The organism is Lewinella sp. LCG006, assembly GCF_040784935.1.
Classification (GTDB): domain Bacteria; phylum Bacteroidota; class Bacteroidia; order Chitinophagales; family Saprospiraceae; genus Lewinella.
Genome location: NZ_CP160680.1, coordinates 7,083,751 through 7,105,076, shown reverse-complemented (window position 1 = coordinate 7,105,076; position 21,326 = coordinate 7,083,751). Strand labels below are relative to the sequence as shown.

13 protein-coding genes are annotated in these 21,326 nt (G+C 48.0%); 6 read left to right on the top strand and 7 right to left on the bottom strand.

What is annotated here, in order from left to right; translation table 11 throughout:
- Positions 1-245: 245 nt before the first annotated feature.
- The 4 genes from bshC (at position 246) to AB0L18_RS26035 (ending at position 8,872) form a co-directional block, all read left to right on the top strand.
- The gene (bshC, locus tag AB0L18_RS26050) at positions 246-1,838 is read left to right on the top strand and encodes a bacillithiol biosynthesis cysteine-adding enzyme BshC (RefSeq protein ID WP_367390254.1); all 1,593 of its coding nucleotides are present in this window, start codon (positions 246-248) and stop codon (positions 1,836-1,838) included.
- Positions 1,839-1,935: 97 nt separating this feature from the next.
- Complete coding sequence (locus AB0L18_RS26045; protein WP_367390253.1) at positions 1,936-2,613, top strand: hypothetical protein; 678 nt, start codon at positions 1,936-1,938, stop codon at positions 2,611-2,613.
- Between the two features lie 56 nt (positions 2,614-2,669).
- Positions 2,670-5,750, top strand: coding sequence for a hypothetical protein (locus tag AB0L18_RS26040; RefSeq protein WP_367390252.1), 3,081 nt, complete (start codon positions 2,670-2,672; stop codon positions 5,748-5,750).
- Positions 5,751-6,361: 611 nt separating this feature from the next.
- Positions 6,362-8,872, top strand: a complete 2,511-nt coding sequence (locus tag AB0L18_RS26035) for a DUF5686 and carboxypeptidase regulatory-like domain-containing protein (RefSeq protein ID WP_367390251.1) — start codon at positions 6,362-6,364, stop codon at positions 8,870-8,872.
- Between the two features lie 42 nt (positions 8,873-8,914).
- On the opposite strand, the gene AB0L18_RS26030 is transcribed toward AB0L18_RS26035, so the two are convergent.
- Positions 8,915-14,194, bottom strand: coding sequence for a PKD domain-containing protein (locus tag AB0L18_RS26030; protein WP_367390250.1), 5,280 nt, complete (start codon positions 14,192-14,194; stop codon positions 8,915-8,917).
- Positions 14,195-14,439: 245 nt separating this feature from the next.
- Here AB0L18_RS26030 and nspC point away from each other — a divergent pair, with 245 nt between their 5' ends.
- Complete coding sequence (gene nspC, locus AB0L18_RS26025; protein ID WP_367390249.1) at positions 14,440-15,570, top strand: carboxynorspermidine decarboxylase; 1,131 nt, start codon at positions 14,440-14,442, stop codon at positions 15,568-15,570.
- A complete protein-coding gene (gene prmC / locus AB0L18_RS26020; RefSeq protein ID WP_367390248.1) occupies positions 15,570-16,412 on the top strand; it encodes a peptide chain release factor N(5)-glutamine methyltransferase in 843 nt (280 codons plus the stop codon). Before nspC ends, prmC begins: the two co-directional genes overlap by 1 nt.
- A gap of 160 nt (positions 16,413-16,572) precedes the next feature.
- Here the strand turns inward: prmC and truB are convergent, their stop codons facing one another.
- Genes truB through AB0L18_RS25990 form a run of 6 tightly spaced genes read right to left on the bottom strand, consistent with a single transcriptional unit; the run spans position 16,573 to position 21,301 of the window.
- Complete coding sequence (truB, locus tag AB0L18_RS26015) at positions 16,573-17,277, bottom strand: tRNA pseudouridine(55) synthase TruB (RefSeq protein ID WP_367390247.1); 705 nt, start codon at positions 17,275-17,277, stop codon at positions 16,573-16,575.
- Positions 17,278-17,322: 45 nt separating this feature from the next.
- Complete coding sequence (locus AB0L18_RS26010; RefSeq protein ID WP_367390246.1) at positions 17,323-18,111, bottom strand: undecaprenyl-diphosphate phosphatase; 789 nt, start codon at positions 18,109-18,111, stop codon at positions 17,323-17,325.
- Between the two features lie 6 nt (positions 18,112-18,117).
- Positions 18,118-18,438, bottom strand: a complete 321-nt coding sequence (locus AB0L18_RS26005; RefSeq protein WP_367390245.1) for a DUF3098 domain-containing protein — start codon at positions 18,436-18,438, stop codon at positions 18,118-18,120.
- Positions 18,439-18,477: 39 nt separating this feature from the next.
- On the bottom strand, positions 18,478-19,353 hold the full coding sequence (locus tag AB0L18_RS26000; protein WP_367390244.1) for a cell division protein FtsX: 876 nt from the start codon (positions 19,351-19,353) through the stop codon (positions 18,478-18,480).
- A gap of 27 nt (positions 19,354-19,380) precedes the next feature.
- Positions 19,381-20,256 carry a glycosyltransferase family 2 protein gene (locus AB0L18_RS25995; protein ID WP_367390243.1) on the bottom strand — a complete coding sequence of 292 codons (876 nt, stop codon included), beginning with the start codon at positions 20,254-20,256 and terminating at the stop codon, positions 19,381-19,383.
- 16 nt (positions 20,257-20,272) lie between these two features.
- A complete protein-coding gene (locus AB0L18_RS25990) occupies positions 20,273-21,301 on the bottom strand; it encodes a LamG-like jellyroll fold domain-containing protein (RefSeq protein ID WP_367390242.1) in 1,029 nt (342 codons plus the stop codon).
- Positions 21,302-21,326: the final 25 nt, after the last annotated feature.

Here is a 21,326-nt window from a genome sequence, read left to right as displayed (position 1 = left end):
CTATTTAGGAGTTTGAAACTTTAGTATACTAGAGTTGTTCTGCTGGGAGCTGTTTTAGCGAAAGCGATAAAATTTTATTCTGAACGAGGCAGATTTTGCAGCCGAATGCGGGCAATTCGGCGAAAAATCTAACGAATTTCAGGATGAAATTTTCCGCTTGCAGCAAAACTTGTCCCAGCAGAACAACTCTACTAGCTCAAAAATAGAATTCCCTCATCAACTGGCAAAAAATCCAGCCCTTCAGTATGAAAATCCACCGCATTCCTTTTGCTGATGTCAACGAGTTGTCTGCTCGCGATGTGGCTTACGCTTCTCGTGACGAAAAGCTTCGCCCTTTTTACCAATACGAAACGACGCTCGAGGCGTTTGCTGAAGTAATCGCTGATAAAAGCAAAAAACCGGTTGATCGGCAGGCACTAGTCACTGCACTTCGTGATCAATATAGCCAATTAGCGGAAAGCCCCCAAGCAAATGCACAAATCGAGCGCTTGGGCCAAAGCAATACCTTTACGATCATTACGGCTCACCAGCCCAGTCTCTTTACGGGCCCCCTCTATTTTATTATCAAAATCTGCTCAACGATCAACCTGGCGCGCCAATTGAATGCGCATTACCCTGAGCAGCATTTTGTGCCCGTATTTATTACCGGTGGCGAGGACCACGATTTTGAAGAAGTCAACCATTTGCATCTTTTTGGGAAAACCCTGGAATGGCACAATGAAGAACACGGTGCTGTCGGACAAATGTCAACCGCTACGCTGGAAGGCCCCTTGGCCGAACTGAAAGCCATGCTGGGCGATGACGAAAAGGCCCAGGCAGTTTTCGCAGAATTGGAAGGTGCCTATACGCGACATAAGCAATACGGGATGGCGACAGTGGATTACATCCATACGCTTTTTGCCGAAGAAGGGTTGATTGTGGTGGATATGAATAAACCTGCCTTAAAGCGGTTATTTATACCCATTATGAAGGAAGAATTACTGGAACAGCCTTCACAAGCTTTTATTGAAAAAGCGCAAGCGGAACTAGAAGCCGCGGGGTTTTCGGGGCAGGCTCACGCTCGCGACATCAATCTTTTTTATCTGCGCGATGGTCTGCGTGAACGGATCGTATTGGAGGATGGTAAGTACGCGGTGCTGAATACCGATTACCGTTTTACGAAAGAAGAGCTGTTGAAAGAACTAGAAGCTCACCCCGAGTTTTTTAGTCCCAACGTGATCATGCGGCCTTTATACCAGGAGTTAGTGATGCCCAATTTGGCCTACATTGGCGGCGGTGGAGAGTTGGCCTACTGGCTGGAACGCAAGGAGCAATTTGCGCACTTTGGGCTTAATTTCCCCATGTTGATTCGTCGAAATTCTCTTTTATGGCTCGACCAAGGGACGGTGAAACGCATGGAGAAATTAGACCTGAGCGTAACTGATCTTTTTATCGAAACGGAAGCATTGCTCAAAAAATTCGTGAAAAGCCAGACGGATAACGAACTGACGATCCAGGAAGAGAAGCAACAATTGGAAACACTCTTCAAAAGTATCGCCGACAAGGCCAGAGAAATTGATCCAACCCTGGCGAAAGCGATTGAAGCAGAGTACACCCGCCAGGCCAAAAGTGTAGACAACCTGGAAGGGCGCCTGATGCGGGCCGAAAAGCAAAAACACGAAAATGCCCTCAACCAAATTCGCAAGCTCAAAGAAAAACTCTTTCCAGGCAACGGTTTGCAAGAACGCTACGATAACTTCCTCGCTTTCTATGTTCGTTACGGGCGTTCTTTTTTTGATGATTTAATTGAAGTATTGGATCCGCTGGCCGATGGGTTTGTCGTGGTGGAAGAGGAATAGTAGCGTTTGAAGTGGACTTATTTGGTGTGTATTCGTTAAAACTGGCAAAATTTATCTATTTTGTCTTGCTTTTATAGAACACCAAACACCATATCCTATGGCAGATGCAAATGCTCCCGCCAAGAGTCTTCTGTTGGACACACAACTGATTGTTACCAACAAGTTTACCGTTTTTTCCAGTGATGCTGCGGTTGATAAAACCAAATTGACCTCACTACAAAAGAAGGCTGACGAACAAATTGAGTTGTTCAAGCAGCCCGAAGTATGGTTGAAGCAAGTGACCATTGATCGCACCAAGGTTTTTTCCTGTCTGCTGGCCATCAATCAAGTAAATGTCCCTGATATTGATGATTTAACCACCCAGGTAGACCTCCTAATTGGTATATTACAAGCTTCCCTGGACAACGCTGTCGGAACGGTAGAAGACGAAAAAGCTGCTACGGCAACTGCTCCTAATCGCAACCAGGAAGCGTTGGAAGCACTGCAAAATATCCGACGTAAAACCCTGGGGCGTTTCCAGTTTTTTATGGCTCGTGGTATAGATCTTGCTACCAATGCTGATTTCCAGGCTTTGCGAAAAAGACAAGACCCTCTGCGCGATAATTACACCAATAAATTAAGGGATGAATCAGTGTTGGCCGATGAGATAGATGTGATGCTGCTCAATGGATTTGCCAATGCGTTTCAAGCTTCGGAGGAGCTACCTCCTTTTTTCAAGCACTACGGTGAACTCAGTGATTTTATTGAGCAACGTTGTCCGCTACCCACTGCCTGATGGCTGGCTTTGAATCGTTTTTTTTAGTTTCTTCTATCCATTTGACCCTATCGACTATGAATAAGATGATCGTTTTATTGCTGCTTTTTTGCGGGCAACTGCAAGCGCAGAGTTTGTTCCAGGATGCCAAGCTCCTGGCCAAAGCGAGCAGTGTATTGGCTGATTCTACGTCAAGTCAAGATGCTCGTGCCCAAGCACTAGGCGAGCTCACCGCTATTTTATGGTTTTACAATGATGATCGCCGCAGTCCTACGATGGTTCCAGATGTGGCGCAAGTGCTGAAAAGCTATCAGGACAACAATACGATCAATACGCTGCTTGGTGGGCTTCCTCAGTTATCGTCCGAAGCAGATGGGGTGTTTCAGCAAAGTTTCCAAGCAACCTTAGCTAGCCTGGAGGCTGGACCTCGTAAGCAAATTCTACAGCTCTTATATGCGGAACAAGCTACTGATCCGGCAGAATATCTGTCTTTACTGAAGACCATGCGAGAATACCAGGAGCCACCGCTGGATGCTATCGCCGCCTTGCAGGCACCTGCACAAGCGAAGCAGGAGGGTGGTTCCGGAGGTGTTGGGTTGTTCAATGAAGCCGCAATTATCCGAGGTTTATTTTCCTTTTTGGTAGAACGAGCAGGAGAGGAGCTGGTGGTCACGTTTTTGGATCGTTTATTGGGTAAAGAAATGCCTACGGTAGCGAAGCTTTTTCCAACCGTTATTACACTATACAGCAATACGGATTATGCTTATTCTGATTCCTTTTTGGCGAGTTTGCGGGATGCCTTCCTTCAAGACTTGCAATTGTTAGATATTCGCTTACCGGAGCTCTTGCTCACCGACGATCTGTTTGCCGAGTTGCAGGCCGATCCGGTATTCTACTCCATACTGACGGTTTACAGCGTGGTGGCCATCACGAAAGAGGGCAATGTGCCCATTGAGGAGACGGTCCCTTTGGTGTCCCGTAATTTGTACAAACGTTATCAGGATACCGAAAAACAGCGTAACCTCTTGCTGGCTGATAATGCAGAGGACACCCCCGAATACCAGGCGGTAACCACTGCCGTTCAGGCGGTGATAGACCAGTGTCAGGCTATCTATGCAGACATTGAAGTAGCAGAGACAGACATGAACGAGCGGGCCTTGAACTTTGCCTTTGATCCGGATATTCCTGGTGATTTGCGGATGCAACTGGCAAAGTCTTCTCAGCTTTCGGAGGCCAATGCGAAACGATTTTCGAGTGTGTTCAAAGCCCCAGATAAAGGGGGCTATGACCTGGCTTTCATCCCTAGTTTACTGGATGGGAAATTGCCGTCATCATTAGTTGCTACGATGGGTACCCTTCAGTCGTATGATAAATATTTTAGTGAACCGGTGAGTCCACAAAATCGTCGTGCAGCAGGTTTGGCATTGACACGGCGTTTGGCGGGCGAAGAATTTGGTACCGCTACCCTGGATCAATATTTTCGTGAATGGCGGGACAAACTGGTTGCTTATGACAACAGTTTGCAAGAAGCAGAATTGGCTGCCAAAACAGCGGGTGACTTGTTGAGTGAACGACAGGGTAATCTGCAAATGGCGCAATTGACGCTGGAAAGTACCTTGCAAACGGCGATTAATCAGTGGCAAAGTCTACTCTCAGGCGATGAAGCTGGTGCGTTGCAGGTACTGGAAAACATTGTTAACAACCTGACGGTGACGATGCCGGGCAATACTGACACTGAATTTCAGCAACTCCTCAATCAGGAAGGCACATTAGCAGCGGTAAAAGAACGACTAATAGCCCTACATACCCGAATTGAAAGTAGAACTGGTGCAGCTGCGCTGGCCCCCGATCCGATTGCTAACTATCTGAATAGCAATATTAAAACCAAGGAACTGCAAAGTATTGAAGATAAGTGTGGGCAACTAGGAAGTGATTTGGAAACTTTGCGTAAAGCCTTGCAAACTTTGGACAATCGCTACGCGAAGAACCTCAGCAGAAGCCACGAGAACACGCAACCTTTGTTGCAAATGGGAGAGGTACTGAGCCATCTGTTTTACCTTTTGCGCTCGGATGCTCCCGACAGTACGGCGCAGCACTTCATTGATATACGGCAACTGCAAAGCTTGTTGCTGGATGCGCCACAGCGTTCGGCTTTCCTGGGATTGATGGAGCAAAGCCTGGGTAAAATTGATCGCATTGGCACTTTTTCGCGCGATGGACTCTCCTTTTTGGTGCAATCTACGGTACAGGACTTGAACCTGCTTCCTACGAGGGTGAATGAGGTGCCGGACTCTTTGAAGTTTTACCAGGAGTCGGCCTTTGTGATCAAGACGCTGAACCGGCTGTTGGAGACGCCGCTGCTGATAGATCCACTCCAGCCGGATTCGGTGTATGCCCTCGCCCAAAAATGGGGAGGCTTGGCCCAGGTACCGGAAATCAGTCAGAACGTGTTGGATCTGGTGTTTTACATCAGCACCAAAAACTACCGCCAAGCCATCGATAAAACACTGGAGACCACCATCCGACTTACGGAAGAATTTTCGACCACACTGCCGGATGGTTCGCAAGGTAAACAGCATGGTTTGGTTCATTTTTTGCAGCAATATGGCGGTTTTATTGGTGGTATGGTGGATGCCGATTCTGCCAGTCAGGTACAAGCATTGCTCAATGCTTTTGCCGACCCTCCGGGTAGCTCGCGGGTAAAACGACAACTGCCATTCACGGCGGGTCTCAATGCTTATGTAGGCGGCCTATATGGGCAAGAAACCTTGAGCGGCAATGCCCAAGCCGCAGAAACAACTTTCAATACCCTGGCACCGACCATGCCGGTGGGCGTCACCTTCAGTTTCTTGTTGGGTAAAAAATATGCTGCCTATCGACCGTCTTTTAGCCTGTTTTTTTCGGTGATTGACCTGGGGAGTCTTGCTACCTTCAACCTCAGCGAAGACCTGGCAGGAGATAGCCAGTTGACCTTCCGAAATATTTTGAAACCTGGCTTTCAATTGCAGTGGAACATCCCGAAATCGCCCTTCTACCTGGGTACGGGTTATCAGTTTGGCCCTCACTACCGTGAATTTGATGGTGAGCTATTGGAGCAACGCTCGTGGCGATATTTTGTGAGTTTCGGGATCGATATAGTGATTAAACGGCTTTATTAGGGTGTAAGGGTTGGAAAAATTTAAGGGTTGGGAGGGCAGCAAGTAGATTGTATTTATCAATTAGCACGTGCCAATCAAAACGTGATCACAGCCAAACCAATTTCCTGTCCTCCCCCGGGAGGTGTCCGGAGGACGGAGGGGAATAGACATCTCTATTAGCGAGAAGCTTGTTTTTATAATTCCCCACCTCCGTCCTGTCGGACACCTCCGCCCGAGCGGAGGACATTGCTGGTTTGGAGTTGATTGCTCCGAAGCTGGAATTCGACAAGGCTTGACGAATAATTTTGCGGCGTCTGCCAGGGGGTGTTGATACCAGGGAAACTCAAAATAACCCTTACACTTTTACACGCTTACACTTTTCCACCCTACTACTTCCGCTTTCCTTCTTCCGACTTCAAAACTGGACTAGCGCTGCGCAGCCCCTTGGACCCGGAACGTAGAGAAGGGGCTGCCCGCGCAGGCGGGTAGGGCGGAGCATAGCGACCCCGCCATCAGCGGGGTAGGCCCCAGATTTAATGAAATATTAACAGCATTTTCGATAATTTTAATATCCTTTAAACAACCCTGGGCGTTTAGTTATCGTCACAAGAGTGATTAACTTAACGAAGACCATGCTAACTTTTTTTTCACGCCTGCCCCTTAGAATTTCCTTCCTGCTTAGTTTGTTCCTGCTGATTGGGGGACAATTCTTGCATTCTCAAGTGATTACGGGGAGAATTATCAATGAGTTCAGAGAGCCTTTGCCCTATGCCAACGTGTATGTGCAGCAATTGCAGACAGGTACGGTGAGTGACGGGGAAGGCAACTACGAGATGCGCGTGGATGTAGAGGGGGAGTACAACCTGGTATTCTCTAGCTTGGGTTACGAGAGCAAGTCGGAGCGGGTGATGCTGGTAGGAGACACGGCTTGGGTAAATGTTCAGTTGTCGACTTCGACTTTTGATCTGGAGGAGATTGTAGTGTCGGCCAAAGACAAGGACCCGGCGTATGCGGTGATCCGGAAAGTGATTGAAAACAAAGAGCAGCAGTTGCGCTCGGCGGATAGCTACCGGACCAAAGTGTACCTGAAGGCGGTGGAAGAACGCGAAGTGACCCCAGCGACCGATGCTCCTAAAGTAGAAGTAGACTTGTCGGCTCCGGATGCCGATCCATTTGCGGCGGAGAAGGCAGAAAACCAGGCTTTGTTGTCGGGTTTGAATCTGGTGGAAATGGAGGTGATGCTCAATTACCAGTTTCCTCGTCAGTACAAGGAAGAGCGGACGGCGTATCAGGCGTACGGTAATACGAACGGCTTGTTTTTGCCGGTCTTTGCGGAGACGGATTTCAACTTCTATCGCAACCTCGTGTATCTGCCCGGCATTGCGGATGCCCCTGTGATATCGCCCCTGAGTAATAATGCTATCCTTTCTTATAAATACGAATTGCTGGGGACGACCTACCTGAACGGTGCACTGGTGAACGAGATCAAGGTGATTCCGCGCAAGGAAGGTAACTCTACGGTGAAGGGGACGATCTGGATTGTGGAAAACGAGTGGACAATACAGCGCCTGGAACTGGAGCTGCCTACGGGGACGCTGTTGTTTGGCGATAACTTCCGAATTGAGCAATCTTATACGGAGATTGGCGACAGCCTATGGACGGTAGATCGCCTGGCGTTTTACTACCAAAGTAAGCAAGGCAAGCGCAAGACTTTTGAGGGGTCGACCGTTTTGCGGTATTCTGATTACGAGCACAATTACGTTTTCCCGGATAAGTTTTTTGGCAACGAAGTGGCTGTTACTACCACTGAAGCTTATGAGCGTGATGGGGAATACTGGGCGGGCACCCGTACCGAGGCGCTGGCAGAACGCGAAGCAAAGCTGATTCACCTGCGCGACAGTATCCAGGAGGTGCGCAATAGCCCGGTATATAGGGATAGTGTAGAAAATTTGTACAATCGGATCAGTTTGTTGGAGCTGGCCTGGGATGGGGTAGGTATCCAGAACTGGCGGGAGGAATCGCATCTTTATGTAAGCTCGCTGGCGGCTATGATCGATTTTAGTCCGGTAGGTGGTTGGCGGGTAGGGCCTTATGTGTCTCGCTTCAAACGCTATAAAAGTGGCCGGGTATGGAGCAATTCCGGTAGTCTTAATTACGGCGTACGGAATGGTGATGTACAGGGTAATTTTAGCTCCTGGTTCCGCTACGATCCCTTCCGATTGGGGAGTGTTTCGGTAAGCGGCGGGCGCTCCTTCGAGGCGATTAATCAGTACGACGCTTATCTGAATCTGCTGCGGCCGAGTAATTATACCTTGTTGGATGCGGTACGCGTAGGCCATGAAATAGAAATAGTGAACGGGCTGCGCTTGACCAGCAGTTTCTCCTGGAACGATCGGAGCCCCATCACGGGATACGAAGTAGGTTCATTCCTGGAGGATGTAGTGACAGACCGTGACGAAGTGGTAGATTTTGAGCGCTACCAAGCCTTTGTTTCTACCAATACCATCAGCTATACTCCTGGGCAGCGCTACATGCGCGAACCCAACCGCAAGGTGATTTTGGGCAGTAAATGGCCGACGCTGAGTCTGCTGCACCGCAGAGGTTGGGATAAAGCGTTGGGTAGTGATATTCGCTTCGATTATCTGGAAGCAGCTCTGGAGCAAGATATTATATTGGGCGCATTGGGAAACACTCACTACCGTGCCCAGGTGGGCCAGTTTGTAAATACGGATGATTTGCGCTTTATCGACTGGAAGCAGTTTCGCCAGAGTGATCCCTTTCTGTATTCCAATCCGCTGAACTCTTTCCAGTTGTTGGATACTTCGCTGACAACAACTAACCTGCACTTTGAGCTACACTTCATTCACCACTTCAACGGAGCGATCATCAACAATATCCCACTGCTGAAAAAGACCCGCATCAAGACGGTTGTAGGTGGCGGGATGCTGTGGCTACAGGATGGCGACTATCGCCACCAGGAGCTTTTTGCCGGCTTGGAGAGGGTGTTTAAAATCGGAACCCGTCGCCGCCTGAGGGTGGGCGTATTTGGGGTTGTCGCTGATGCCAACAACCGCAAACCGGATAGCTCCTTCAAGATCAGCTTTGATTTGATTGATGTATGGAAGCGGGATTGGAGTTATTAGATTAACGTGAGGTGCTATATTGACATAGCACCTCACGTTAATTTACTGCACCACCACCTTCTTCATTCCTCCCCCAAAGGCATCCGTCTCCAACCGGAGCCAATACACCCCAGCGGGCAAGTTTAAAGACAAAGGCGTTCGGTAATTACCGCTGGGTAAGCTGATGCTTTGTCGGCTCATCTGTTCTCCCAGGGCGTTGAAGATTGTCACGGTGCCAGCTGTGGTTGTAGGCCAGTCAATCACTTCCAGCCATACACTATTGCGAGTGGGATTGGGGTAGAGTCGCCAGGCCATTTGTAGGTCGACATCCTCCAGACTAGTCGTCATAATGCTGACTGAATTGCTAATACTCACCGTTCCACAATCATTTTCTACTATCAGTGTGACTTCGTATACGCCGTCTTCGAGATAAGTGTGTACGGGGTTTTCTTCCAGACTGCTGTTGCCATCGCCAAAAAACCAGGTATAACTATTTGCATTACTGACGGTGCTGGTGAAAGCAACGGTCAGGAGATCGACCTCGGCCGTAAAGTTGCCAAATGGAGGCGAAAGTACTTCGATGAAGTCTATCTGCGTCAGCATACTATCTCCCGTCTCATTGGTGGCGGTCAGCTGTACGGGGTAAGTGCCCGGCGTGTTGTACACCACGGTTGGGTTTTCGTCCGTTGAGGCTGAAGGATCAGCGCCGGGGAATGACCATTGGTAGCTTACGGCATCGGTGGTCTGATTGAGGAAGGTAACACTGAATGGTGCGCAACCTTGTGTATCCCCGTTGGTGGTAAATGCTACACTGGGGATGGGGCGCATGACGCCAACTTCTTGCGTCAATAGGGTCGTTCCACATGCATTGGTCAACTCCAGGGTGACGGTGTAAGTCCCGCCCATTTCGTAAGTATGAGAAGGGTTGGCAGTGGTGCTGGTTGTGCCATCGCCAAAGTTCCACAGGTAGCTATCTGCGTTTTCAACGTCGCTCATGAATTGTACATCTAGCAAGTTATTGGTATAAAAGAAGTTACCATTCGGTTCTGGATTCACCTCTACATAAAACTGAGCTACCAAAGTATTCGTGCCCGTTTCATTGGTCGCATTGAGTTGTACATCGTAAATACCTGGGATATGGTAAGTAATGGTAGGATTGACCTCTGTAGAACTACTCGGCTCCCCACCAGGAAATACCCATAAGTAAGTATTTGCATTGGTACTTTGATTAATGAAGGTGATGGTCAGTGGCGCGCAGCCTTGCTGTGAATCTTCTGTTGTGAAGATCACAAGAGGAATGGGCCGCATGACGCTGACAGCCTCCGTGATCACCACCGTTCCACAGTCATTGGTGATGGAAAGACTGACAGTGTAAGTTCCACTCAGGCCATAAATATGAGTAGGGTTGGGTTCAGTACTCGTAGCCCCATCACCGAAATCCCATAAATAGCTATCGGTATTCATAACGGAGCTGGAAAACTGAGCGGTGAGTAAGTCGCTGCTATAACTGAAACTTCCCGTTGGGGAGGGGAATACCTCCACGAAATTCTGTGTTTCGGATGTACTGCTGCCTGTTTGGTTGGTGGCTACTAAAGTCACATCGTATGCTCCCGCATCTAGATAAGTAACCGTGGGATTGGGTAGGGTAGAGGTAGCGGGTACTCCGCCTGGGAAAGTCCACACATAGGAATCGGCATTCAGGCTTTGGTTGAGGTAGGTGATGGTCAGTGGTGCACAGCCGGCTGCCGACTCTAGGGTAGAAAAGACAGCCTCTGGTGCTGCCTGCTCAACGTCTACCTCTTGGGTAATCACTTCGGTTCCACAATCATTCGTAATGGAAAGGCTTACCGTGTAGATGCCGTTGGCCGAATAAGTGTGCAATGGATTAGGAGCGGAACTCGTGTTGCCATCTCCGAAGTCCCAAAGGTAAGTGTCCACGTTGCTGGTGGTGCTGGTGAATTGGGCGGTAAGTTCATTCGTAGCACTAGAGAAACTGCCGCTGGGCCCAGCGAACACCTCAATATAGTTTTCCTGACTGCTGGTGGTTATTCCGCTTTCGTTACTGGCAATAAGTTGCACTTCATAGCTGCCAGGTAAGTCATAGACTACGGTAGGATTCTCTTCGTTAGACGTGCTAGGGGTACCCCCATCAAACGTCCACTGGTAGTTGACAGCGTTTACACTTTGGTTAAGATAGGTAACGGTCAGTGGTGCACAACCTTGTGTTGCGTCCATCGTCGTAAAGATAACTTCGGGGGCTGGTCTTTGGACAGTAACTTGTTCGGTAATTACTACTGTGCCACAGCTATTGGTGAGCGATAAACTTACATCGTAGGTACCAATGGTGGCATAGGTATGTTGTGGGTTGAGACTGTTGCTAGTCGTACCATCTCCAAAGTTCCAGAGGTAACTGGTAGCGTAATTTTGATTGCCAGTAAATTGTACCTCGAGCTGATTGGTATTGAAGGAAATACTGCCTACCGGCTCATAGCCTGCTACCTGTACCGCACTGAAAGTGGTTAATACAACACTGGTGACCTCATTGGTGGCCGTCAATTGTACCTGATAACTTCCCGGCGTATTGTAGGTAATTATGGGGTTTTCTTCTGTTGATGAACTTGGGTTCCCTCCGGGGAAATTCCATTGGTAAGAATCGGCATTCAAGCTTTGGTTGATAAAGGTGACCGTTAGCGGCGCACAACCCTGGGAAATGTCGGTAGTGAAATTTGCTTGTGGCGGTGGCAAAAAGCCTATTGTTGCGGTGTAGGTAGCTAGCCCACAGCGGGTCGTCACGATCAATTCTACTTCTAGGTTATTGCCAGTGGCAAAGGTGTGGGTTGGTGCGTATTCCGTAGAGGTATTACCATCACCGAAGTCCCAGAAGTATTCCGTATCAGCGTATTGTGGTGCTGTAGGTTGGAATTGATACGTCAACCCATCATTGCTATAGGTGAAATTTGCATTGGCCAGGTTGGTGGAAAAGATACTGATCTCCTCCGACCGTTCACAACCGTAAAAATCAGTAGCGGTAACACTGTAGATTGAAGTTGATCCAGGTATGGAAGGTACATAGATACTTGAAGTGGTGGCCCCGGTACTCCAAAGGTAATTGTCTGCCGGACTGGCCACGAGCAGTGCTGAGTCACCAGGACAAACAATGGTATCTAATGAAGTTAACGCTAATCCAGGGCCAATGAGGGTGACGCTGTCTTCATAGCTACAACTCAGGTCATTGTAGGTGACAAGAACAGGGATGGTGTTTTCTTCTCCTGGGCTTAGGTTGTCAAAGATCCTGGGGTTTTGCGGAGCATTCAGGTCTGTCCACAAGACAATGGTTTCGCCATTGTTGTCGGGGAAGCTTACTTGTCCTAAGTTTGAAGCGCAATCCTCTAAGATGAACTCGTAAATGAAGGGTGGTTCCGTAAGGTAATCGACCGTGAAGTCGAGCGTATCACTGCACCCTTGGGGGTTGTAGCCTACTAGGCGAAGTTCTAAATCTTCGCTGATGACTCCGAAGTCCCAGAGCTGCTGACTTGGAGAATAAGAGGGGCTTAATATTTGGCCAGTGTTGGCTTCCAGCCATTGGTAGCTGTTGATGCCCGGTGCTGCTCCAGTAGCGGTGAGTTGTAAGCGGTTGTCAGCACAGGGCGGGCCGATATAGTAATCGATTTCGAGTGGTAGGGAGTCTCGGAAGGAAACCACAATTGAATCGCTAATTCTACAGCCATTCTCTCTGACGGTCAAGTAATAGGTTCCTTCTTCGTAGACAAAAGGATCTTGTAAGGTACTGTTGAAGTCATTGGGTCCACTCCAGCGGAAAGTGGCGGTTTCTAAAATGGGCCAGGTCGCCCCGCGCAATTGGATACTGTCCTGGCTACAGCCTTCGAGTACCCGAGGCAGCACCTCGAAAGGATAGTCGACATGGACAATATCTATGATGCCGGTATTACAAAAGTTAAAGGGAGATAGATTATTTGCTTCTACGAGAATGCCGTAGTATCCCGTATCTAATTCTGCGGGTGAGACAAAGGGCATGGTCACGCCGGGGTAGTAGTAAAGCAATTCATCATAGAGGCTATAGACCGAAACATCAAATGGGCCTATCTCAGGCAATGGGCTATTAACAATCAGGAATCCATCCATCTCTCCTGGGCAAGAGATATTCTGTTCGTCGATAGTGGCAATCCAGTAGTCGCAGTTTTCTAAATTACAGGTATCGTCTAACTTTAAGGAAAGGTACTCGTCTGGGTCGTCATCACAAGTGTCAAAATTCCACGAACCAGTATCTCCATCACCATTTACCCGGATTGAAACGCTTAAATCCAGAGAAGAAGGCATAGGATCCGGCGGGCAATCCGCTACGGTGATGGTCCAGCAAAATTCACGCGGGATAGGAGGTACTGTTGTACATTCACCCTGGCCATCGCCCCAGTTGTTGCCGGGGTCGCCGTCGAAGAGAAGGGCTCCACATTCTAGTCCTTGCGGGCTTTCATAAGCGAAACCAGGACCATATAATTCACCGGTCGCACAACCCACCCAGAAATCATACCAATCCCAATAACCTTGGGTATTGCAACTTTCAGGTAGTGCATAGTTTAGTGTGGAATAATCCCAGCCGTCACCAAGGAAGATTTCTACCGAGTGTATCCAGTTGTCAGCTACAGGATTCCACTGTTCAATCGTATAGCACATATTCACTACCTGTCCTGGCTCATAAGTGTTGCCTGGTTGGTTGGGCAGAGGGCTAAGCTGAATATTACCGTCTACTAAACAGGAGGGGTTATCAGGGTCTTCATTAACTATACAATTTACTTTTTCTATACTTAGTTCAAAAATATTTTGGTCGTAGTAACTGCTACTACCAACTCTTAGATAATAAGTTTTTTGAGCATCTATTTCCACCGTTTCGTAAATATAGTCTTGGTTTGTACCGCCTGCGCAGATTACTTCTAAACCCTCTCCACAAAAATTACTTTCTATAAGATTCAATTCGGGAGATTCAATCAACCCATAAACTTCAATCAAGATACACATACTGCTAGGTGCCGTAAAGGTATACCAAACATCCGCCCCAAAACTGCTGAATAAGCCTACCCCCTGAGTGCAATCCTGATAATAATGAGGAAGTTCAGGGGTCGCTCCAATGTTACTGCCTTGGTAGATAATAGATTGTCCGAATACAGAGGGAATAGTAATGACACGCGCCACTGCACAGCTATCATTGCTAGGCTGTGCTAATAAATCATTCCCATCCAATAGTGTTAGCAAAATAACCAGCAAACAAAACCGATAAGCATAAGCGTGACCTGAAGACAGGTGACCTGTCAGTTGATTCCAAAACATAGTAAGCGTGGTTTGTGACGCAGAAAAATAGTTCAGAGAAGAGCAGGCGAGTCAACAGTACACGAGTAACGCATTGCTACTTTTATTGAAACAATGGCAATGGTTGATTTAATTTTATTTTTTGGGGTGGGGTACCAGTAAGACCCTGCCAGATGAAAAACCGCTGCTTTGCGCCAAATAAAAAGGGGAGCTGCGAGGATATTATTAACTTTGTGCCAAATATTAAAAAAACCAGCGTACAAGCAATGGATGTAAGTCAATTTCCCTCTCCGTCTTTTATTTTGGAAGAAGAAAAGTTAATCGCCAACCTGGAGAAAATAGCGGCGGTACAAGCTGCTGCGGATATTCATATCATTCTGGCCCTCAAGGCTTTTTCCATGTGGCCGATGTTTCCGCTAGTGGGCAAATACCTGACGGGAGCTACAGCTTCGTCACTGGGAGAAGCACGCCTGATTTTTGAGGAGATGGGTGTGAAAGCACATACTTATTCACCCGCTTATTTGCCGGAAGAATTTTCTGAATTATTGAATTATAGTAGCCATCTGACTTTCAATTCTCTGGGGCAATTTTATCAATTTCAAGAGGAAATCAACAACAGTGCGGTATCCGCAGGACTCCGAGTGAACCCTGAATATTCGGAGGTAGAGACAGATTTGTACAACCCGGCGTCACCTATTGGTCGCCTGGGGGAAACGCGTCCTAATTTGCCGGAGGTTTTGCCACAAGGGATCGACGGTTTGCATTTTCATACCCTTTGTGAGTCTTCCAGTCATACCTTTGAGCGCACGCTGGCCGTGTTTGAAGAGAAGTTTAGCCCTTACTTTCCCCAACTAAAGTGGGTCAATTTTGGTGGCGGTCACTTGATGACGCGCGCCGATTATGACCGCGATCATCTGGTGGGTGTTTTGAAAGCCTTTAAGGCGCGCCATCCTCATTTGCAAGTGATCATGGAACCCGGCAGTGCCATTGCCTGGCAAACGGGCTTTCTGCTGACGCGGGTGCTCGATATTGTCGAAAACCACGGCGTGAAAACGGCGATCCTGGATGTCTCCTTCACGGCCCACATGCCCGATACCTTGGAGATGCCTTACCGTCCGGCTATTCGCAATGCTAGTGATCCAGTAGCGGGCAAGCCTACTTACCGCCTCGGCGGGGTGAGCTGTCTGGCGGGCGATTACATGACGGAGTACAGCTTCAATCAGCCACTCAAAGTCGGTGATCGCCTGATCCTGGAAGATATGATCCATTACACCATGGTGAAAACGACCATGTTCAACGGGGTAAAACATCCCGATATCGCCGTATTGCGCGCTAATGGGAAGCTGGATGTATTGCGCACCTTTGGCTACGAAGATTTCAAAAATCGCCTGGGATAATGAGTATCGCAACGGCCTATCGCCAGCTGGTCACCGACTTATCCCCAAGGGTAGGAGAGGGGGAGGCTCAATCTATTGCGCGTCTGTTTTTTGAGGACCTGTTTGCCTGGCACCGAGGCCGTCGCGATCGTGAACTTAGGCCCGAGGAAGTAGCTTTGCTGTCAAGCAGTAAGTCGCGATTGCTGGCTGGCGAACCCGTCCAATACATTACCGAACAAGCTGATTTCTTTGGCTTACGCCTAAAAGTAGGCCCAGGTGTCCTCATCCCCCGCCCGGAAACGGAGGAATTGGTGGAGTGGGTATTGGAGGAAAAAAGCACCACCAAGAAGGCCCCAAAAATCCTCGATATTGGTACAGGCAGCGGCTGCATCCCACTGGCGATCAAGAAAAACTGGCCCGCTGCCGAAGTTTGGGCCATTGATGTGAGTGATAAAGCCTTGGCGATTGCCCGCCAAAACGGCGACCAGCTAAACCTGGAAATTCACTGGCGGCAAGTAGATATACTGAATGCCGCCGCATGGCCTGACTTGCCTCTATTTGACATCATCGTCAGCAATCCCCCTTACATTCCACACCAGGAAGCGGTGTTGATGCCAGATGGCGTCAAGCACTACGAGCCTGGTCTGGCGCTGTTTGTGGAGGACGACGATGCCCTCCTTTTTTATCGAAAAATCATGGAGCTGGTCATCCAGCGGCCCTGCGTCCTCTTCTTTGAGTGTAATGAATTTAATGCCCAGGAAGTGGCCGATTTAGGCACGGCCCTTGGCTTTGAAAAGGGCCAGTTGCGCAAGGATTTGCAGGGGAAATGGCGGATGTGGAGGGGGGAGCTGCGGCGAGATTAAGCGATTATGCTTTTGTATTATTGTGGGCAATGCCTTCATTACTTGGCACCAGGCTGTCCGCTGCTCCGCTCCATAGCGTTGGGTTTAAAACCCGGCTCTATAAAGTCGGAGTTCAGAAGTGGGAAGTCGGAATTAAAGACCAAAACCCATCCAACCAACGTTAAACCACATCCATCCCCACTATCCGTTCTTCAAGCTGAGCAATTAACTCCTCCAAATCCCAGGCATCTTCGATGCGGAAATCACCTACCTGGGTGCGACGAAGTTCGGTGAGGTAAGCGCCGCTGTTGAGGGCTTGCCCCATGTCGTGAGCGAGGGAGCGTACGTAGGTGCCTTTGGAACATTGCAAGCGGAAGCTGACGTCGGGGAGTTCTATATTCGTAAGTTCAAACTCGTGGATGTGCACGGTACGTGCCTTGATCTCGATGGTTTCTCCTTTACGTGCACGTTTGTAAAGCGGTTGTCCGTCAACTTTGATGGCAGAAAACATGGGCGGCACCTGGTCGATGGTACCTAAGAATTGCTGGCGAGCAGTCTCCAGGCTATCCTTTGTGATATGTTTATATGGGAATTCGTTATCCACCTCCGTTTCCGAATCGTAGGAAGGCGTAGTGCCCCCAAGGCGGAAAGTGCCCGTGTATTCCTTGTCGTGCCCCTGGAAGTCGGTCAGCTTTTTGGTGAACTTACCGGTACAGATAATAAGCAGGCCCGTGGCCAGAGGGTCGAGTGTACCAGCATGGCCCACTTTGATGCGTTTGATGCCTGTGATTCTTTTCAGACGATGCCTGATTTTGTTCACAACATCAAAAGAGGTCCAGTCCTGAGGTTTGTCGACCAAGAGGATTGCGCCCGCTTGAAAATCCATGTTTTTTATGGAAGGAGGTTCCGATTCGTTCATCCTATAATCTGATTAAAGCGCCCAAGCTAGTATGGCGATAGTAGCAATGATAAAGCAATAGATGGCAAAATAAGATAATTGGCTGTTTTTCACAAGTTTAATCATCCACTGGCAAGCAAAGAGGCCGGTAATGAATGCCGCGGTAAAGCCAATCAATAGTGGAACCAGATTAGGCGTTTCAGCAAAATCCCCATCCAGAACATCTTTGGCTATTTTTCCGAGAATAAGCGGCACCACCATCAAGAAGGAGAAACGAGCAGCCTTTTCCCGATCAATGCCCAGTAAAACCGAGGTGCTGATGGTTGCGCCAGAGCGCGAAATACCAGGGATAATGGCAATGGCCTGGGCAATACCTATGATCAGAGCATGCGACCAACTGACTTCTCTGCCGGTAGTTTTTGCCCGATCAGCCAGGAATAACAACAATCCGGTGATGACCAGCATACCTGCTACCAGTGGTACTTGTTGGGCAAACAATTGCTCAATGGCATCTTCGAAAAGCAAACCAACCAGCGCAGCAGGAATCATCGATAAGATGATCTTTCCACTAAAGCGAGCAGCTTCATTGTTTTCAAAAGCGAAGAGTCCACGGAAAATTTCCAGGATATCCTTACGGAAAATAACGATGGTACTCAGGGCCGTAGCGGCGTGGAGTACAATGGTCATCAATAAGCTTTCTTCGGCAGCACTGGTGTCGCCCAGGAAGAATTTGGCGAGCTCCAAATGTCCACTGCTGCTGACCGGTAAAAACTCGGTGAGACCCTGAATAATACCCAGTAGGGCGGCTTGTAAAATCTCCAAGAAATATTACTTTTTGAAAATGGCAAAGACTGCAACAACCAGGCCGGAGAGGATGACGATGGGAGCCAGTACTGTTCGGCGGAAACTGTAGATAATATCCTCCTCCCAAACATCAGCACTGGGCATGTGGCCACCACTCATGAGGGCCATGCCCACCAATACCAGCGCAAATCCAATGCCCATCCAAATGTAGGTCTCGCGGTTGAAGGTGAGCGCACGCTGCGTACTCGTGTTAGCGTTGCGAGTACGGGCAGTAGCAGGGCTACGATCAGCATCTTTTGAAGTTGTACTTACCACAACTTTCTTCTTACTAGGCTTATTACTCATTGATCATTTTGAATTAACCCGACAAAGGTAAAGGTTTTTTTAATAGAGTTCATCTTCCCGCATGCGCAGGTATTTTCTGACCACAAGGTAAGTACTCAGCCAATTGATCACCATGCCCAAAATAATGAGCCCGGCGAATAAACTTGCAAAGGCCAAGGGGTGCTGAAGTGCTCTGATTTCAGGAATCTGCTGTTGAAACCAGAACTGAAGCAATAGGAGCAAGCCAATTGCAAGCAAAGCACTGATCAGGCCATGCCAAAGGGATTTTCGTAAATAAGGTCGTGAAATAAACTCCCAGCGAGCACCTACCAATTCCTGGGTCTTTATCAGGAAACGATTGGAGTACAAGGCCAAACGGATGGTGTTGTGGATGACGGTGAGTGCGAGAAGAATAAATAAGGTAGCAATACCCAATAATATCCAACTGATTTTTTTGATGTTCCTGGTCAACTGATCAATCAGGCTTTCCTGATAATAAACATCATTGATGATCGGGTCTTTAATCAATACTTCGCGAATGCGTTGTAGGCTGTCTGGTGTGAGATACAGGGCACTTACATTAAAGGTATATACATCATAAAGCGGATTGGGTAAGTCCAGGCTGAGGAGGTCTTCTCCCAGATCATCGGCCATCAACTCCAGGGCTTGTTCTCGTGAGGTGTATTCTACCGACTGCGGTACCACAAAAGAGCTTTTGCTGAGGCGGTTTTCCAAAGCTAGTCGCGCGGAATCCGTAGGAGAACTATTCAATTCAACGATGATATCTACCTGCTCTTTCAGTACTTTAGTAAGCCGCTGACTTTGTAGCAAGAGCAGCCCGAAAAAACCTAATAGAAAAAGCACAGCTGCTACACTGATGATGGTGTAGAGATAGTTGGGTTGCTGTTTTGGCGGAGATACAAGGGCCTTGCTCATAGCAACAAATGTAGCTAATATTCGGAATTAATTATTCAAGGAACTTTTGAACCCTAGTTTTTGTAAAAATCGCGTCCACCGAAATTGGCGCAGGTACTGACCTTCTTCAGGTGTTACAACGTGTTCATCTCCTCGCCACCAGGCCTCACAATAGCCTATCATTATGGCTATCCCCGAGAGAATAAAGGGAGGGTTTTTTAAACCAGATTTTACAGCACTGATCAGACTTATCACAAAACCGTAGCGGATACGGAAAAAACCGTGACCAATACGGCGTTTTACTTTCAGTAGTCCGGTATTTGTACCTGTCACCCGATGATGACGAATCAGTAATGCTTCATCGACCATGACTTTCCAGCCGTAATAGCGTGCCAGCATTTCGTCGGCAGAATCCCAGCCGATGCTTGGTCGCAGGCCGTTCATAGCTTCCAGGCAAGCTTTGCGGTAAGATTTACAAGGGCCTTTTACATGGTCGGGGTCTCCTACTGCTTCGTAGACCCATTCATCATTTTCGAGAACGAGTTGTTTGCCGCCGGCAAGACCCAGTTGAGGGTCAGCTGCAAAATGTGCGGCTATACGGGCAAAATAATGGGTTGGCAGCGTGATGTCGGCGTCGAGCTTAACGACAAACTCAAAATCAGGATCAAGAGAAGCATAACCAAGGTTGAAGTTTTGCACCACCACATTACCAATACGGTATTCTTGCTTTTGCGCTTTGTGGATGACCTTGATAAATGCGTAGCGTTCTGAATACTCAGCAATGATCTCGGGTGTACGATCTGTAGAGCCATCATTGACGATGACCAATTGATCAGGGCGTAGTTCTTGGGCTACTAAGGAGTCCAGTGCGGCTCGGAGGTAAGCCTCTTCATTGTAAACAGGGAGAATAACAGCATATTTCATCCTCAAAGCAACGAATTTAATTGATGATGACCAATTTTTTTAAGTGTTGTTGTTGATCAGATTCACAGTTGCTTACCAGATAAGTCCCGGCAGGTAAACTTAATTTTTCACCTTGTTGGATGGTTGTTAAATATTGGCCTGCGATGGTGTAGACTTCTATAGGGCGGTTAATGGGTTCATTGTTTTGGTTAAACAAAAACAAGTTACTCCCACTCACCATGGGGTTGGGAAAAAGGGAACAATTGGCGTTACTTTCTTCTTGTTCTTCTTGGGAGAGGGTTTTTCCTGCCAGTACGGAGCATTCTTCCTCGGTCAGAGATCGGTTGTAGAAGCGTAATTCATCAATACTACCGGTAAAAGGCCGTCGATAAGTGTTGGCAAGATGCCGAATGCCCAGCGTTAAATCCATGCTGTTGGAAAGGTTACAAGTGGTATTGTCTTGGGTTTCTGCCTCCAGATTACAATCAACAAAGAGGCGTAGCATACGGTCTTCTGTACGCATAAAGACAACGTGGTGCCAGTTGTCGTCATTAATCGGGGTTACGCCTAAAATACCTAGTGCATTGACGGGGCAAGTAGCAGCGTAGCTTTCAAAAATTGCTGCTGAAACAAGACCGTTTCTCTCAGGTTCTGTTTGATTGTAAATTCTTAGGGTATAGGAATAAGGTTGGTTGCCGCTATTTGACCACTTGCTAATGATATCGTTAATGGCACCTTCGGTGCTGTTCTGGGTAGGTGGCACTTTAAGCCAGAGGCTAATACTAAAAGCTTCTCCTGGATTGAAATTAAGTTGTGAAGCATTCTCAATTGCTACGTAGGAACCGGTACCTGAACCATCAAAATAGATGGCTTCATTAGGCGTATCGTTCATGTCATTAACGAAAGTAGTACCAAGATTTAAATAGGCGTTGTTTTGAAAAGAGGATAGGTCATTAAGATGATCGGCAAAATCATAGTAGGCGACCAACCCGGTTTCCAGGTCAACTTGTGCACTAAGTGTAGTCAAGACAGATAGCAAGAGTAGGAGTGTAGGGAGATTTTTCATTTTTGAGCGCTTTAAAATTCAGGTT